Below are 15,916 nucleotides of genomic sequence, written 5' to 3'. Positions count from 1 at the left end.
GCACCCGCCTACAGGGTAGGAGGGATTATCTTTGTAGCATGGTCTTCAGGCCATGGGATGATTGCAAAACGCTACGGGCAAAAACACCCGCCTACAGATTAAGCGTATTTATTCTGCCAAACTTCGTTTGCCATGACATCATCTGCTGATTCGATGTGGTCTAACCAAGTCTTTCCAATCAGGTGATCGTATTCGTGTTGGAATATACGTGCCAGAAAGCCTTCAAACAGTCGCTTCTCGATGTCACCATTTTCCGCTAAGTACTCAATTTCAATCCATGTAAAACGTTTTACGTTGCCCCGTAGTCCAGGAACTGACAAGCATCCTTCCCAATCTTTATTTTGTGTCTCACTACTTGCCAATACTTTTGGATTTATCAGAATTAAAGGTTCCATGTGCGGGGCATCGGGATATCGAGCATTGGGTCTTGAAGCTATGATCATTATCGCTCGGGGATCGAATACTTGAGGAGCCGCAATACCAATACCGTTGGCATCTAACATGGTTTGTTTCAAAGCTAGTAAAAACTGAGTCAATTCATTGGTTAACAAATCAGCCGGCGAAACTGCAACAGCTGGTGTTTTTAAAATTGTCTCTCCAACTTGGGCTATTTTCATTTAGGATCAACCTTACCCCAAACCGAATTGGTTTCTTCAGGCGCAGGTTTGGCTTTGTCTTTTTGACTAGTTGCTTGTCGAGGTTTAGTTGGTTTTTGCGGTTTATGAGTTTTAACAACGGGGGTTGTGGCGGTTTTTACTGCATCTGGACGGTATTTAACTACCATTCCTTTAAGTAAGTTGCGCACTACCTGATCACCACTTTCTTTATAATTTCGATGATCTGCCTTTCTGAACATAGCGTTAAGTTCGCCTTTACTTAAACGAAAATTGGCTAACTTCAATATAGCTAACATATCTTCGTCTCTATAGCTCATGGCAATACGGATTTTACGTAAAATGTCGTTGTTTGAAAGTCGTTCACTGCCTTTTAGAACAACAGGTTCAACACCTTCTTGTTTGCCACGTTTTTGAATAATTAAACCGTCTAGAAACAGACTGAGTATCTTATCTCGACAGAGCATAAACCCCGGCTCGTCTTCTTTTTTCATGAGCATTGATAAGTAGTCTTTTTCCATTTCATAGTTAGCTAAACTAAAAATAGCGATAGTCGCAGTGTCATCTAGTCTGAGCGCATAGCGAAGACGGCGTAAAATATCGTTGTGAATCATAAATAAGGCCAATTTTTGTTGATTAAGGTTATTCTACCTGAAACCGAAAAATAAACATCCTATCGACTGTAATTCGATTAATGCTGATGGATGAAGGTGCGTCGACCAATAACTTTAATGGAATATGTGGAGTTATTCGAGGGAGCAATACAAAAAGCCCTAATCCGAGCTGGGTTGGGGCGACAAAAATTAAATTGCACATTTTTTGTCAGCTAAAGTATAGTAAATTAACTATCTGAATTATAAGGCTTTGATTATGAGTGAGAATAGCCAAACTGAGTTTCGGTTTTTAGCAGAACCGACAGACGTTAATTTTGGTGGGAAAGTACACGGTGGAATGGTGATGAAATGGATCGACCAAGCTTCTTATGCTTGTGCGGCGCAATGGAGTAAACATTATTGTGTGACAGTATCTGCCAATGCTATTCGCTTTATTAAGCCAATTTTGGTTGGTCAAATGGTAACGGTCAGTGTGCGGATTGTTCACACGGGAAGAACCAGTATGCACCTTTATGTGGTGGTTCGTGCCTCGGATCCAAAAGAGGAAGAAGTCACAGTTACTAATCGTTGTTTCATTACCTTTATGGCCATCGATGAGTCTGGCTCCCCAGTGGAAGTGCCGCATTTCACGCCGCAAAGTGAAGAAGAAATCTTGCTTGAGCAAGTCGCTATTAGTGGTAAAGATTTCGCTAAAAAGTTAGATAAGCATTTTGAAGAAATGCTGGGCTGGAAATAGTAATAGTGGCTTAAAAAAGCCACTATTTTAGACTGACACTTAGGGGATAGCGTTAAACAACTACTGGTGAAGTCACACCCATGCGCCCCTTTTTGAGACGTTAGAACGCGTATTTCGCTGAAAACTGTAAGCGGCTCATATCGCCGTCAGCGCCAGTTTCAAGTTCACGTTTTGCATAGGCGTACTCTGCTCCAAAGGTAAGCTCTTTGCTTGGAGAGTAGAGTATATTTGCACGAGCGCTATAAGTCTGCTTGGTGGTGGATGTCCCTGTTAACGCGGTATCATTGTCTGCGCTAAAAATGGAATAGGTAAAGTTACTTCTCCACTGCGGATCCCAAATATGTCTGTAGGCAATACTAAAACCGCTTGAATCAATTGCTTCTAATTCATTATCAGCATTCAAAACTGCACCATTAACAGCATTTAGTGCTAAATAACGCCCCAAACCTTGACCATAATTGGCTGCGATTCGAATGTCGTCTTGGCCAAGATTGAACTTGGCGGTCAAACTAATACCTGCACTGGTTGTTGAGGTATCAATATCATTTTCGCCTTGTTTGTTGACGTAGGATAACTGGCGTAATAGCCCTGCAATTGCAAAGTGCCCCCAATCTCCTTTAAAAGTATATCGTGCTGCCAAATCTGGTACAGGGTTATCGTCAGTGACAATACGAGTACCACCACCTAAAGGTGAAACTGTGGTTTCAGGGTTTTCCAACGAAACTTCAAAGTTTCCCGTTGAGTATTTAACCATGACTTGTCGAACAAATATTGTACCGTCCGTAGAACCGATGAAATCGAGGGTTTCAGGAAGTGCTTTGACATCCATAAAGGTGGTCCATGTCTGCCCAATTAACCAATCGTTATATTTAATAAAAGCGTGTCGTATTCTTGGTTCATAAGAATTACTTACACGTTCATTTCCATCTGGTGTTACTTGGAAGTCAAACTCTAGAACGCCGACAACTTTGTCGCCACTATCCAGATCGGTATTAGTGGTGAACCTAAAACGCGACTGTTTAATATGGGCATCAAATTGAGTCGACTCTTCTTCGCCGCCTACAGGTGTAAGGCTCGGAAGATAGAAGTCTCTACCAATACTACCAGAAGCTAGAGTGCCATCACTATAGCTACTGAACATGGCATCGGCTTTTAAATAGCCGCTAAATTGAACATTTGTTTTGTCTAATAGGTTGGCATTGGTTGCAGTACCATACAAAGTGCCAAGTGCTAGCGTAATTGCTGCTGTAATTTTAGTTTTCATGACTTTTCCTAGTGCAGTTTAATGCTCAGTAAACTTTGCACTAAGATTCACTTTTTACATATAAGCGGATGGTCTATCAGACCATAGTCGTATAGTCTAGAAACTGAATTTTGAATGAATAAAGTGGTAGTTTTTAATTAAGTAAGACCAAAGTCAGCTTCGGTAAGACCAAAGTCGCATTCCACTCTTTAATATTAACGTTACAGTATGTGCAGTTGCTAAAAATTGTGTTGGAGAACCCTATGACAGATACACTTTATCCGGTCCCTGAGACCGCCAAGCTTAATACCCATTTAACCCCTGAATTGCATGCGCAGATGTATCAGCAATCAATAGAATCTCCGGATCAATTTTGGAAGGAGCAAGCGGCAAACTTAGATTGGTTTACTTTTCCAACTAAAATAAAAAATACTTCTTTTGCCAAAGATGACGTTAGCATCAAGTGGTTTGAAGACGGCGAGCTTAACGTCAGCTATAACTGCATAGACCGACATTTACCAGCAAAGGCTAATGATATTGCTATTGTTTGGGAAGGCGATTCGCCAGATACCGACAGCAAAGTTACTTATCAAGAATTACATGACCAAGTGTGTCGTCTTGCCAATGGTATGAAAAAGCTAGGCATTCAAAAAGGTGACCGTGTTGCGCTTTATATGCCAATGGTACCTGAAGCCGCTGTTGCCATGCTGGCATGTACCCGCATTGGTGCTATCCATTCAATTATATTCGGTGGTTTCTCACCTAACGCAATCGCCGATCGAATTAATGATTCAGATGCCAAATTAGTTATTACCGCTGATGAAGGTCGCCGAGGTGGTAACTGTGTACCACTTAAAGTGAATGTAGACGATGCCCTTAAAGATAATCGTTGTCCGAGCATCGAGAACGTTATTGTATTTAAAAATACTGGTAACGATGTTGCTATAGGCGAGAAAGACATTTGGTGGCACGAGTTAACCGCTAAATGTGACGCTCAGTGTGAACCTACTGCAATGAATGCAGAGGACCCTTTATTCATTCTTTATACCTCAGGCTCTACTGGCACTCCTAAAGGCGTTGTGCACACTACAGGTGGTTATTTAGTGTATGCAGCAATGACCCACAAATACGTATTTGACTACCAAGATGGAGAGGTCTATTGGTGTGCGGCTGATGTGGGTTGGATTACTGGACATACTTATATTGTCTATGGACCCCTTGCTAATGGTGCTACAACGTTAATTTTTGAAGGCGTACCAACTTACCCAGATGTGCGTCGAATTTGTCAAATTGTTGATAAGCATGACGTTAACATTCTGTATACCGCGCCCACAGCGATACGTGCGCTCATGGCCCAGGGGCAATTTGCTGCTGAAGGCACTACCGGTGACTCTTTACGATTATTAGGCTCAGTAGGTGAGCCAATTAATCCAGAAGCTTGGACATGGTATTACGAAACCATTGGCCGCAGTCGTTGCCAGATCGTCGACACTTGGTGGCAAACTGAGACGGGAGGCATCATGATGACTCCTTTACCCAGTATTACTGCCCTTAAGCCTGGTGCAGCTTCTATTCCATTCTTTGGCGTTCAACCGGCCTTAGTTGATGGTGAAGGAAATGAACTTAGCGGCGCCACTGAAGGCAATCTGATCATTAAAGACAGTTGGCCTGCCCAAGCAAGAACGGTTTATGGCGATCATCAACGCTTCGTGCAAACTTATTTTAGTACTTATGACAATGCGTACTTTACCGGTGACGGCTGTCGCCGTGATGAAGATGGTTATTATTGGATTACCGGTCGTGTTGACGATGTACTAAATGTATCAGGACACCGTCTTGGTACGGCAGAGATTGAAAGTGCCCTTGTATCTCACGATGCCATCGCTGAAGCTGCAGTAGTAGGTTATCCTCACGATATTAAAGGTCAGGCAATTTATGTGTATGTTACACCGGTAGCGGGTGTAGAAGTAACGGATGAATTAACGGCTGAAATACGTAAGTGGGTACGCACAGAATTGAGTCCTATCGCGGTTCCCGATTTGGTTCAGTGGACCAATGGATTACCTAAGACCCGCTCAGGTAAAATTATGCGCAGAATACTACGTAAAATAGCCGCTAATGAGTATGAGCAACTTGGGGATACATCAACATTAGCTGATCCCAGTGTGGTTGATAGCCTAATTGAACTAAGGTTAAATCGTTAAACTAGTCAATAAAGGGGCAATATTTGCCCCTTTATTACGTTAGTTCGAGATTTTTTGTTGATTTAAGCGTATTGTCCTGATTCAATTGGATCACTTTTTAGACACGCTGATAACACTATGTTCACATTGCTGATTGCTGACGATCATCCTCTCTATCGCGATGCATTGCGTATTGCGTTAAATCTATCTGAACATCAATTAACTATTTTAGAAGCCAGTGACTTAACTCAGACCCTTGATATCATCCAAAATAATGATGTCGATTTGTTGCTATTGGATTTGCATATGCCCGGTAGTAATGATCTATTTGGTTTGATTCACATTCGCAAACTATATCCTGACCTGCCTGTTGCTGTGGTATCCGGACTTGAAGATAAAAACATAGTATCCAAAGTGATTAATACTGGTGCGATGGGCTTCATTCCCAAAACAACGGGTTCAGAAGATATTGCCAATGCTGTTGAAACCATACTTGATGGTGATACTTGGATTCCTAAATCACTGGTCAACGAAATTGATGAAATTGATAGCGAATTTGCCGCTTTAGCCGACAAGGTATCCAGTTTAACCAATGCCCAATACAAGGTACTGTGTTTTATGCGAGACGGTTTATTAAATAAACAAATTGGCTTTGAATTGGATATTGCCGAGGCCACGGTGAAGGCCCACGTGACCGCTTTATTCAAAAAACTTGGCATCAACAATCGTACTCAAGCAGTATTAATTGCATCGCAACTTGAGCTTACGCCTCCGGCTCCTGATCTGTGTCATAAATAAAGTATTCTTTTTCAGTGCCGGAGTGATTCAAAATTGCGTCACACTTTTTATGGAAAAGGATTAATCGCGAAATTTTAGCTAAATGCTACTACAATAGACCGACTTACTGTTTTTGAGTGTAATGATGTCTGCTAAACCTGCTTCAAAACGCATTTATACTGTTGATTTAATGCGCTTTTTTGCCATTGTCTTGATGGTTATTTTCCACTTTATCTATGATCTTAAATTCTTTGGTTGGGTACCTTCAACTATCCCTGATGGCCACGGCTGGCGTGAATTTCGTTATGTCATATTGACCTTGTTTTTCTTATGTGTGGGCTTTTCTTTAGCGGCTGTGCATGGTTCTGGTTTTAAACAGAAGCACTTTATTAAGCGATTTATCCAGCTACTTCTAGCTTCTGCTGCAGTTACTATCTCATCGTTAATAATGGCACCAAATAATTGGATCTTTTTTGGTGTGTTACATTTCATCGCCATAGCCAGTGTAATCTGTGTACCTCTTGCTCGGTTTCCCTACGCCGCTCTTTTCGCTGGAGTCATCATAATAGCGGCATTCAACTTAGGTTGGGTAAGCAGTATTTGGCCATTTCAGCCGATACGTCACTTACTGCCGGGCTACACGAACGACTACGTAGGATTGTTCCCTTGGACGGGCGTGGTGTTTATTGGTATTTGGTTATGTTATCAACAGTGGTTCTTAAACGATCCTGCGCACAGATTTGCGCGCAGTAAAATCGTCTTATTTGCCAGTAAACACAGCCTCATTATCTACCTTATTCATCAGCCAATTATGTTTGCAATATTTGGCCTTATTGGGGTGTTCTGGCAAGCCTAAAGCTATTCAATAAAGCCCGTAATTTCGCAGGTTTAACGGGTTTACTTAAATAACTAATATTTTGTTTTTTACATAAATCTATTATTTCCGTCTGTTGATTTGCGGTCACTAGTACAGCATGCAAATTCTCACCGTATTGGCTACGAAGTGCGGCAATAACATCGATACCATTTGCATTATTTGCTAAGTGATAATCAACCAGTATGACATCTGGTATACGCGAGTTTAAGTGGGTTATCGCTTGTGTAAGATCTAATGCCGTGATGACATTTACTTGCCATTTGTTCAATACGGTTTGCATGGCATCTAGGTTTTCGTCTTTATCATCAATGCACAAGACTTGCATATCCTTCAAACCCGTATTGTTGGTCGACGTGTTTTCCGGTTGTTGTGAATGTGATTGACCTTGCGGAATATCAAAGCTAAAACAACTTCCCTTATTCGGTGTAGAACGAACACTTACATCAATGGCCAATTTACTGGACATTCTGGATACCACCCCTAAACCTAAGCCAACGCCGTGCTGAGGGCTTCCATCGACCCGATAAAAGTCGTTAAAAATTCTATTTTGTTCTGACGCAGAAATGCCAATTCCGGTATCCCAAACTTGAATTGAAATACGTCCATTTCGTTTTCTGGCGCTTAACAGTACTTTGCCTTTTTTAGTGTATTTCACTGCATTTGAAAGCAAGTTTTGTACAATTCGATACAGGTGAGTTTTATCAGTATTGACCCAATAGGGTGGAATTTGAGTGCGCAGTTGCAACCCTTTTTGCTCGGCCTTCATGGCGAACTCGTCTATCAATGAACTCAATAACTTAGGCAGTAGTACATCTTCTAGGGTTAATTTCATTTCGCCTTGATCGAGCCTAGCTATATCTAACAAAGTAGCAATTAGGGTTTCGCTGGAGTTCACACTATCACTAAGTTTTTGCAAAATTTCTTTGGCTTCAATGTCCACATCAATTTCACCCAAGGCTGACAAATATAACTTCGCGGCGTTTAAGGGTTGCAATACATCATGGCTAGCCAAGGCGAGAAAACGGGTTTTACTAGCATTGGCATCTTCTGCTGCTTTTCGCGCTTGTACTAAATCCTCTTCTAATTGCGCTCTTCGTTCTATTTCACTGCGCAGTTCGGCATTAATTGCTTGGACTTCTTCGCCTCTTTTCTCAATTCGACGCTCTAAGTTTATTTTTGATTCTTCCAACGCTTTTTGAATCTCAATATGGGCGGTAATATCGTTGAAACTGGTAACAAATCCGCCGCCAGGAAGAGGGTTTCCCACCATTTCAATCATTCTACCGTCGCTGCGTTGACGAATAAATTTATGGGGATGACCAGCTTTTAAGTGAGCTACTCGCTTTTGCACTAGAGCATCAACTTCACCTACTCCGCACTCGCCTCGCTGGGCGTTATAACGCACTAAATCTTCGATGGGGGTACCCACATTGACAAGGTCCGCGGGGTAATTAAATAGTTCAAGATAGCGCCGATTCCAAGCAACCATATTGAGATTTTTATCGATAACACTGATGCCTTGATCTAAACTTTCAATTGAGGTGAATAAAGCAGTGGTGTTGAATTGAATTGCTTGGGTTGTGTCATCGAAAAAATTAACCACTTCTTCAAAATCTAACTTTTTACCGCCCAGGGCACTATCGATGAGGGCTTTGGCACTTGATGCACCTAACGCACCACCAAGTGCTCGTTCACAATATTCTAGAAATTCATGATCTGGAGATTGGTGGTCTTGTAGCTTTATTTTGGAACGATTCTCAAAATCCTCCATCAAGATTTCTACTCTGGACTCTCCAAGAAAAGTCGACAATAAAGTGGACAGGTCACCAATAGTGGCGGTTTTGCGCTGTTTTTTGGTCTCTTCAATGATTTCTTCTCTGGGGGAAACAAAGGCTTGCGATTGAATTCGATCGACCAATCTATCTTGAGCGAAGTGAGAAAACAGCAAATAACAACTTGTGTTGGCTAACAAACTGACCATCGCTGCCACACTAATCACTTCTGATTGCAGTTGGGTGGTGTTGACTTCGTTTAACATGGGGAACATAAGCCACATTACCCAAGTTATAAAACCGGCCAGCAAACCGGCGTAAACGCCATGGGCGTGACCTTTTTTCCAGTACAGTCCACCTAAAATAGCGGGTAATAGTTGCACGACTAATGAGAACGCCACTAAGCCAATTGAGAGGAGTGAACGGCTCCCGGTCATTTGTTGATGGTAAAAGTAGGCAAGGCCGATCAAGGTTGCGATCACTAACCGTCTGACTAATAAGATGGTCTTAGCGTAATTAAACTGTGGCGCGTTGTGGTTTTGGCGAGACAGCATTTTAGGCAAAATTACGTCATTGGTCACCATAGTACTTAACGTCAAAGTGGCAATAATGATCATTGCCATTGCGGCGGATAATCCACCTGTGAAGACCAGAATTTTAACCAATAAAGAGTCCGACAATATGGCTAAACTTAATACATAAGTATCGGGTTCTTGTGCTCCTATGAGGGTTTGTCCTGCTGCTGCAATGATAGGGATAACAGCTGCGGTTAAAGCTAAGTACAGTGGGAATAAAACCCGTGCGGTTTTAAGGTGAGATAACTTTAAATTGTCCACTACTGCCACATGAAATTGTCTGGGTAAACAAATAATGGCGGCGGCAGACATGAGTGTTTGAGCAAAAAATGGCAGGGTATAGAACTGCGCGGTGGAGTTGAATTTTGACAGTGCGTCACCAAATTCTTGGGGTTTGTCGGCGACCGCCCAGAAATAAGCCAAAGAAGCCACCACGATTAATGCGATGAGTTTAACACTGGATTCGAAAGCAATCGCTAGCATTAAGCCCCGTCGATACTCAGTCACATCAGAGTGTTGAGTTCCAAAATAAATTGCAAAAAATGCAATGAAAACAGAGGCAATTAACACAATCACTTCACTGTGTTCTTGTTCGGTAATTAATTGAAACGCAGAGCCAATGGCTTTGAGTTGTAAAGCCATATAGGGAATGGTTGCTAAAAGCGCGATAAAGGTGACTAACAAGGCGACAGTTTGACGCTTGCCGTAACGGGAGGAAATAAAGTCAGCAATGGTCGTAATATTTTGTCTTTTACTAACCAAAATTAACTTATAAATAAAGCGATAACCAAAAAGATAAACCAGTATTGGCCCTAGCAAAATCGCAATATATTGCCATTGATTACGAGATGCTTCTCCCACCATGCCAAAGAATGTCCAAGCTGAACAATAAATTGCCAAAGCCAAAGAATACACTATTGGATGCGAAGTGATCGCACGGGCCAAAGGTGTGTTTCTATCTCCCCAACGAGCTATCCAAAATAACCCAGTTAGATAAATTAAGGCTAATAAAACCCAACCCAATGTCATTTAATTCTGTACCTAAAACACTATCGATATTAGTAATTTAGCACACTTTTGAAAAATTAATTGTTGTACTACGACCATAGTCTCATTTCACTACTAGTAATACATGGATAGATTAGAAAACGTTCGGAATGGCAGTCATTCTGATTTGAAAAATTCAAGGCTTTGGTCGGCACCAGTTTTTGCGTATGTGCCATTCCAAGGTTAATTGCCAGACTAAAAGCATGAGGAAACGAGCATGGCGTTTAAAACAGAAGAAGATAAAAAAGCCTATTGGCGAGACAATCTCTCGTTAATGTTAAAACTGCTGATTGTATGGTTTGTTGTATCGTTTGGATTCGGCATTCTGCTAGTTGATGTACTAAATGAAGTGAGATTTTTCGGCTTCAAACTTGGGTTCTGGTTCGCACAGCAAGGTGCAATTTACGTATTTGTGGCGTTGATTTTTGTCTACGTTCGTCAAATGAATATTTTAGATAAACGCTACGGCGTAGACGAAGAGTAGGAGAGCTCAGATGGACGTACAAATTTTAACTTTTATCATAGTCGGTGCTTCATTTTTACTTTATATCGGCATCGCAGTATGGGCTAGAGCTGGCTCAACACAAGAGTTTTATGTTGCTGGAGGCGGGGTACATCCCATTGCTAACGGTATGGCTACAGCCGCCGATTGGATGTCAGCCGCTTCGTTTATATCAATGGCCGGTTTGATCTCATTTATGGGATATGACGGTGCAGTTTACTTACTCGGATGGACTGGTGGTTACGTACTACTTGCCCTTTGTCTTGCACCCTATTTGCGTAAGTTCGGCAAATTTACAGTGCCAGATTTTATCGGAGACAGATACTACTCTCAAACGGCTAGAACGGTAGCGGTAATCTGTGCCATCTTTGTTTGTTTCACTTACGTAGCTGGACAGATGCGTGGTGTTGGGGTGGTATTCAGTCGCTTCCTTGAAGTGGATATTGTTTCTGGTGTAATTATTGGAATGGCAATCGTATTCTTCTATACCGTATTAGGTGGTATGAAAGGCATTACCTATACTCAAGTCGCACAGTATTGTGTACTTATCTTTGCATATCTTGTCCCTACCATCTTTATTTCAATGATAGTAACAGGTCACATTTTACCGCAAACAGGATTTGGAGCGACACTCGCTGATGGTTCGGGGGTGTATATGCTAGACAAACTCGATGGACTCTCCCTAGAGTTAGGGTTCAACGAGTATACATCGGGTACCAAAAGTATGATTGATGTATTCTGTATCACTGCCGCGTTAATGGTCGGTACAGCTGGATTACCGCACGTTATTGTTCGTTTCTTTACCGTTCCTAAAGTTCGTGATGCTCGTTACAGTGCTGGTTGGGCATTGGCTTTTATCGCAATTCTTTATACTACAGCTCCTTCTTTGGCATCCTTTGGTCGAGTCAATATGATCGAAACCATTAACGGTACTGATCAAATGGGCACTAACTATAGTGAAGCCCCTAGTTGGATTACTAACTGGGAAAAAACGGGTTTGATAGTTTGGGATGATAAAAACAACGACGGTAAAATGTTTTACTCAGGTGATGAACGCAATGAAATGGACGTGGACCGTGACATCATGGTGATGGCCAATCCAGAAATTGCAAACCTTCCTGCATGGGTAATTGCTTTGGTTGCCGCAGGTGGTGTAGCCGCAGCACTTTCGACTTCAGCAGGTCTGCTTTTGGTAATCTCGACCTCAGTTTCCCATGATTTATTGAAACGAAACTTGATGCCGGATATTACCGATAGAAAAGAACTGTTTTATGCACGCTTAGCAGCAGGTGTAGCCATATGTATTGCTGGATACTTCGGGATTAACCCACCCGGATTCGTAGCACAGGTGGTCGCCTTCGCGTTCGGTCTTGCAGCTTCGTCCTTCTTCCCTGCTATTATTATGGGAATATTCATGAAGCGAATGAACGACAAGGGCGCAATTGCAGGTATGTTGGCAGGTATCACATTCACTACTGCTTACATTATCTACTTTAAATTTGTAAACCCAGCGGCAAATGTACCTGAGAATTGGTTATTTAAAATCTCACCAGAAGGAATCGGTACTATAGGTATGTTAGTTAACTTCGCTGTGGCATTAGTTGTATTGAAATTCACTGGCGATTCGCCAGAAGAGATTCAGCAACTAGTAGAAGATATTCGTTATCCGAAAGGATCAGGAGAAGCTTCTGCTCACTAAGTGAGACGGGTAAAACTCAAGATGAATTAAGCCCGATTGAAATCGGGCTTTTTTATTTTAAATTTAACAGTAAATTAAACCTAAAATTGGAGAGTAAAGTGACTAGCATTCCTCAACAATCGCTGGACTTCTTAAAAGCTTCTGCTCCTTTTGACCAGCTACCCGCTGAGAAGATCACTGCATTGGCAAAGCATATTACCGTTGCTTATTTGACCCAGGAAAATGCCAAGCAAATATTGACGGACAGAGATAATAATCTGTTTTTAATTAGTAGCGGCCAATTTACCGTTAAAGACTCCAACGAGGTTGAGCAAAATTTAAGTGAAGGTGACTTTTTTGGGGTTGGGAATTTACTTAATAAGTTGCACCATGCTATTGATATCACAGTTGATAGTGCGGGTTTACTTTACTGCTTTCCGGCCGAACAGTTTGACATTTTATGTAATGAAAATCCGGCGGTGGCTAAGTTCTTTGAAACTTATCATTCAGACCAACTTTATAATGATGCCGTGTCAGATTCTAAATCTATGTGGTTGTATAAACCTATTAGCGAAGTCATCTCTGAGCGCGTAATCAGTAGTGATACAGATACCTCTATTTTAATTGCGACGCAACAAATGTCTGAAGCCAGTATTTCTTCATTATTGATCACCGAGGGTGACAAGTTAGTTGGCATTTTAACTGATAGAGACATTAGGAATAGGGTTGTTTCAAAGGAGGTAAGTGTTCACTTACCAGTGTCTGAGGTTATGACTAAAGAGCCTTTCAAGATCACTGAAAACAGAACTCTTTTTGATGCTTTATGCATGATGACTGAGCACAATATTCATCATCTTCCGGTTGTTGATAGGATAACTCACATTCCGTTAGGAATGTTAACTTCCAGCGATATGATTCGTCATCAACGAGGCAACATCTTATTTTTAATTGATGAATTGGCAAAGGCCAAAAATCTCTACGAACTCACTCGTCTTAGTTGGCAATTGCCGCATTATTTTGCCAAACATGCTAAACGCTTAGGTGATTTTGATGTGGCTGGCAAAGTGCTGTCTCAAGCCACTGATATTATGACTCGAAAGTTACTGACCTTTTACCAACAACAAAATGGTAACCCGCCATTTGATTTTTGCTGGCTGGTTTATGGCTCTCAAGCTCGTGAAGACCAAAATATGGGGTCAGATCAAGACAATGGGTTATTGTTGGAGCGACGACCTAATCCTCAGGAAGATGAGTACTTTGCGCAGATGTCACAATATGTGTGTGAAGGTTTAGGCAAATGTGGAATTAAACTCTGCGATGGTAACATTATGGCATCTAATTCAGAGTTGCGGATGAGTGTCGAAGATGCCGTGATAGAATCTGAAAAGTGGGTGAATCAACCTACTTTAGAGGCCATTTTACATTTTAATATCTTTTTAGATGTGCGCGCTGTTGCGGGCAATAAAGACTTGTTTGCAGCGCTTCAAGCGGCCCGAAAACCCTTGTTAAAACAGCCATTATTTCTGTCTGCTTTGGCGCGACATGCAGCAGAAGTTGCTGTGCCCTTATCCGTGTTTCAAAAATTTGTGTTCCAAAAAGGTCATCAACCTGAAGATTGCATAGACTTAAAAGTGCATGCCATTGCTATCATTAATAACCTAGTGCGAATCTATGCGTTAGCAAAAGGATTAGAAATGCCATCCACTTTAGGAAGGCTAGATAACCTAAAAGAAGGTTCGCAACTCACTGAAAGTGATGGCAATGACTTACGAGATATTTGGTTGTTTCTGAATCGGTTGCGATGGCGTCACCAGTTACAAAATAGCGTGACGAATAATTATGTCTCCATAAGTGACTTATCATCTATTCAACGTCACCAATTAAAAGCCGCGTTTAAAACCATTAAGAGAAGTCAGCAAGGTGTTTCAATGAAATTTGCTGGTGGTTAATGGACGCGCTGCGGTTTAGGTTAAAGAAAAGCGTTGAATAATAAAAAATACAGTTGAGCATGGCTAAACAGTCGACAAAATAGGATTAGTAATCAATGTGGCAAACACTGAAAAATTGGTTCGTACCCAAATCAACTATTCCAGAACATTTTCGACATGTGCCTTGGCAACAAATTCCATTTTTGTCGATTGATTTAGAGCTCACCTCACTTGACGCAAAAGAGTCCAATATATTGTCGGTTGGCTGGGTGGAAGGGAAAAAAAGTAGCATTGCATTACGCAGTTGTTATTACAAAGTGATTGCCACAAAAGCTTCTTTGAATCAAAGTCCTGTTATTCATGGTTTGTTGGATGAACATATTGCCCAAGGTGAGCCAGTAAAAGTTGTACTTGAGAAACTAAAACATTATGCCCAATCCCATGTGTGGGTGTTTCATAATACTAATTTAGATATGTCAGTGCTGAACAAGGTTTTTGCAAAACTAGGAATCCCGTTACCGGCAATCGTTACCTTGGATACATTGCAAATAGCCCTCTATCAAATACGTAAATCCAATCACGTGCCAGCGCCTAATGCTGCGACACTGACCTCATGTCGACAGCGGCATAATTTACCTTTAGCTCCGGCGCATAATGCGTTAGATGATGCAGTGGCGACCATGGAATTGTTGTTTGCACAGTTAAGTCAGCTAGATCGTAAAGGCAAAGAACCCTTATCAGCCCTAACCGGAACAGGTGCTTTGAAAGTGTTTAAAGCGACCTCATCCACAGCGCGGGGCTAAAGCACCCGCCTACAAATCCAACAACGTAGCATGGCCTTTAGGCCATGGAATATCTCAAACACATTGTGGGGCTAAAGCAGCCGCCTACAAATCCACCAACGTAGCATTGCCTTTAGGCCATGGAATATCTCAAACACATTGCGGGGCTAAAGCACCCGCCTACAAATCCAACAACGTAGCATGGCCTTTAGGCCATGGAATATCTCAAGCACATTGCGGGGCTAAAGCAGCCGCCTACAAATCCAACAACGTAGCATGGCCTTTAGGCCATGGAATATCTCAAACACATTGCGGGGCTAAAGCCGCCGCCTACAAATCCAACAACGTAGCATTGCCTTTAGGCCATGGAATATCTCAAACACATTGCGGGGCTAAAGCACCCGCCTACAAATCTAATAACGTAGCATGGCCTTTAGGCCATGGAATATCTCAAGCACATTGCGCGGCTAAAGCACCCGCCTACAAATCCAACAACGTAGCATGGCCTTTAGGCCATGGAATATCTCAAGCACATTGCGCGGCTAAAACAGCCGCCTACAAATCCAATAACGTAGCATTGCCTTTAGG

13 protein-coding genes are annotated in these 15,916 nt (G+C 41.9%); 9 read left to right on the top strand and 4 right to left on the bottom strand.

What is annotated here, in order from left to right; genetic code table 11:
* Positions 1-98 precede the first annotated feature (98 nt).
* Together def and KO530_RS06550 are read right to left on the bottom strand one after the other, a co-directional pair.
* Positions 99-617, bottom strand: coding sequence for a peptide deformylase (def, locus tag KO530_RS06555; protein WP_216047612.1), 519 nt, complete (start codon positions 615-617; stop codon positions 99-101).
* Complete coding sequence (locus tag KO530_RS06550; RefSeq protein WP_216047611.1) at positions 614-1,228, bottom strand: DUF1456 family protein; 615 nt, start codon at positions 1,226-1,228, stop codon at positions 614-616. Before KO530_RS06550 ends, def begins: the two co-directional genes overlap by 4 nt.
* A gap of 256 nt (positions 1,229-1,484) precedes the next feature.
* On the opposite strand from KO530_RS06550, the gene KO530_RS06545 reads away from it, so the two are divergent.
* The gene (locus tag KO530_RS06545) at positions 1,485-1,964 is read left to right on the top strand and encodes an acyl-CoA thioesterase (protein WP_216047610.1); all 480 of its coding nucleotides are present in this window, start codon (positions 1,485-1,487) and stop codon (positions 1,962-1,964) included.
* Positions 1,965-2,064: 100 nt separating this feature from the next.
* Here the strand turns inward: KO530_RS06545 and KO530_RS06540 are convergent, their stop codons facing one another.
* Entirely contained in the window at positions 2,065-3,228 is a 1,164-nt protein-coding gene (locus KO530_RS06540) for a DcaP family trimeric outer membrane transporter (RefSeq protein ID WP_216047609.1), read from the bottom strand.
* A 242-nt stretch (positions 3,229-3,470) separates the two neighbouring features.
* Here KO530_RS06540 and acs point away from each other — a divergent pair, with 242 nt between their 5' ends.
* From acs to KO530_RS06525, 3 genes are all read left to right on the top strand, one after another.
* The gene (gene acs / locus KO530_RS06535; protein WP_216047608.1) at positions 3,471-5,411 is read left to right on the top strand and encodes an acetate--CoA ligase; all 1,941 of its coding nucleotides are present in this window, start codon (positions 3,471-3,473) and stop codon (positions 5,409-5,411) included.
* Between the two features lie 117 nt (positions 5,412-5,528).
* Positions 5,529-6,188 (top strand): response regulator transcription factor, encoded by a 660-nt coding sequence (locus KO530_RS06530; protein ID WP_216047607.1) that lies wholly within the window; start codon positions 5,529-5,531, stop codon positions 6,186-6,188.
* Between the two features lie 121 nt (positions 6,189-6,309).
* Positions 6,310-7,023: a heparan-alpha-glucosaminide N-acetyltransferase gene (locus KO530_RS06525; RefSeq protein ID WP_252728930.1), complete on the top strand. Its 714-nt coding sequence runs from the start codon at positions 6,310-6,312 to the stop codon at positions 7,021-7,023.
* On the opposite strand, the gene KO530_RS06520 is transcribed toward KO530_RS06525, so the two are convergent.
* Positions 6,998-10,420, bottom strand: coding sequence for a PAS domain-containing hybrid sensor histidine kinase/response regulator (locus tag KO530_RS06520; protein WP_216047606.1), 3,423 nt, complete (start codon positions 10,418-10,420; stop codon positions 6,998-7,000). The two genes, KO530_RS06525 and KO530_RS06520, sit on opposite strands and share 26 nt — an antisense overlap.
* Before the next feature lie 235 nt (positions 10,421-10,655).
* Here KO530_RS06520 and KO530_RS06515 point away from each other — a divergent pair, with 235 nt between their 5' ends.
* The 5 genes from KO530_RS06515 to KO530_RS06495 form a co-directional block, all read left to right on the top strand.
* A complete protein-coding gene (locus KO530_RS06515) occupies positions 10,656-10,922 on the top strand; it encodes a DUF4212 domain-containing protein (RefSeq protein ID WP_216047605.1) in 267 nt (88 codons plus the stop codon).
* Positions 10,923-10,932: 10 nt separating this feature from the next.
* Positions 10,933-12,639, top strand: coding sequence for a sodium:solute symporter family protein (locus tag KO530_RS06510; RefSeq protein WP_216047604.1), 1,707 nt, complete (start codon positions 10,933-10,935; stop codon positions 12,637-12,639).
* A gap of 98 nt (positions 12,640-12,737) precedes the next feature.
* The gene (locus tag KO530_RS06505; RefSeq protein WP_216047603.1) at positions 12,738-14,567 is read left to right on the top strand and encodes a putative nucleotidyltransferase substrate binding domain-containing protein; all 1,830 of its coding nucleotides are present in this window, start codon (positions 12,738-12,740) and stop codon (positions 14,565-14,567) included.
* A 95-nt stretch (positions 14,568-14,662) separates the two neighbouring features.
* Positions 14,663-15,349, top strand: a complete 687-nt coding sequence (locus KO530_RS06500; RefSeq protein ID WP_216047602.1) for a 3'-5' exonuclease — start codon at positions 14,663-14,665, stop codon at positions 15,347-15,349.
* A gap of 106 nt (positions 15,350-15,455) precedes the next feature.
* Positions 15,456-15,916, top strand: a 461-nt coding sequence (locus KO530_RS06495) for a hypothetical protein (protein ID WP_216047601.1), incomplete at its 3' end; no start/stop codon positions are given.

The sequence above is a fragment of the Aliiglaciecola lipolytica genome (genome assembly GCF_018860635.1).
GTDB classification, from domain to species: domain Bacteria; phylum Pseudomonadota; class Gammaproteobacteria; order Enterobacterales; family Alteromonadaceae; genus Aliiglaciecola; species Aliiglaciecola lipolytica_A.
The sequence above is the reverse complement of the archived record's forward strand: the minus strand, read 5'-3'. Positions and strand labels throughout refer to the sequence as shown.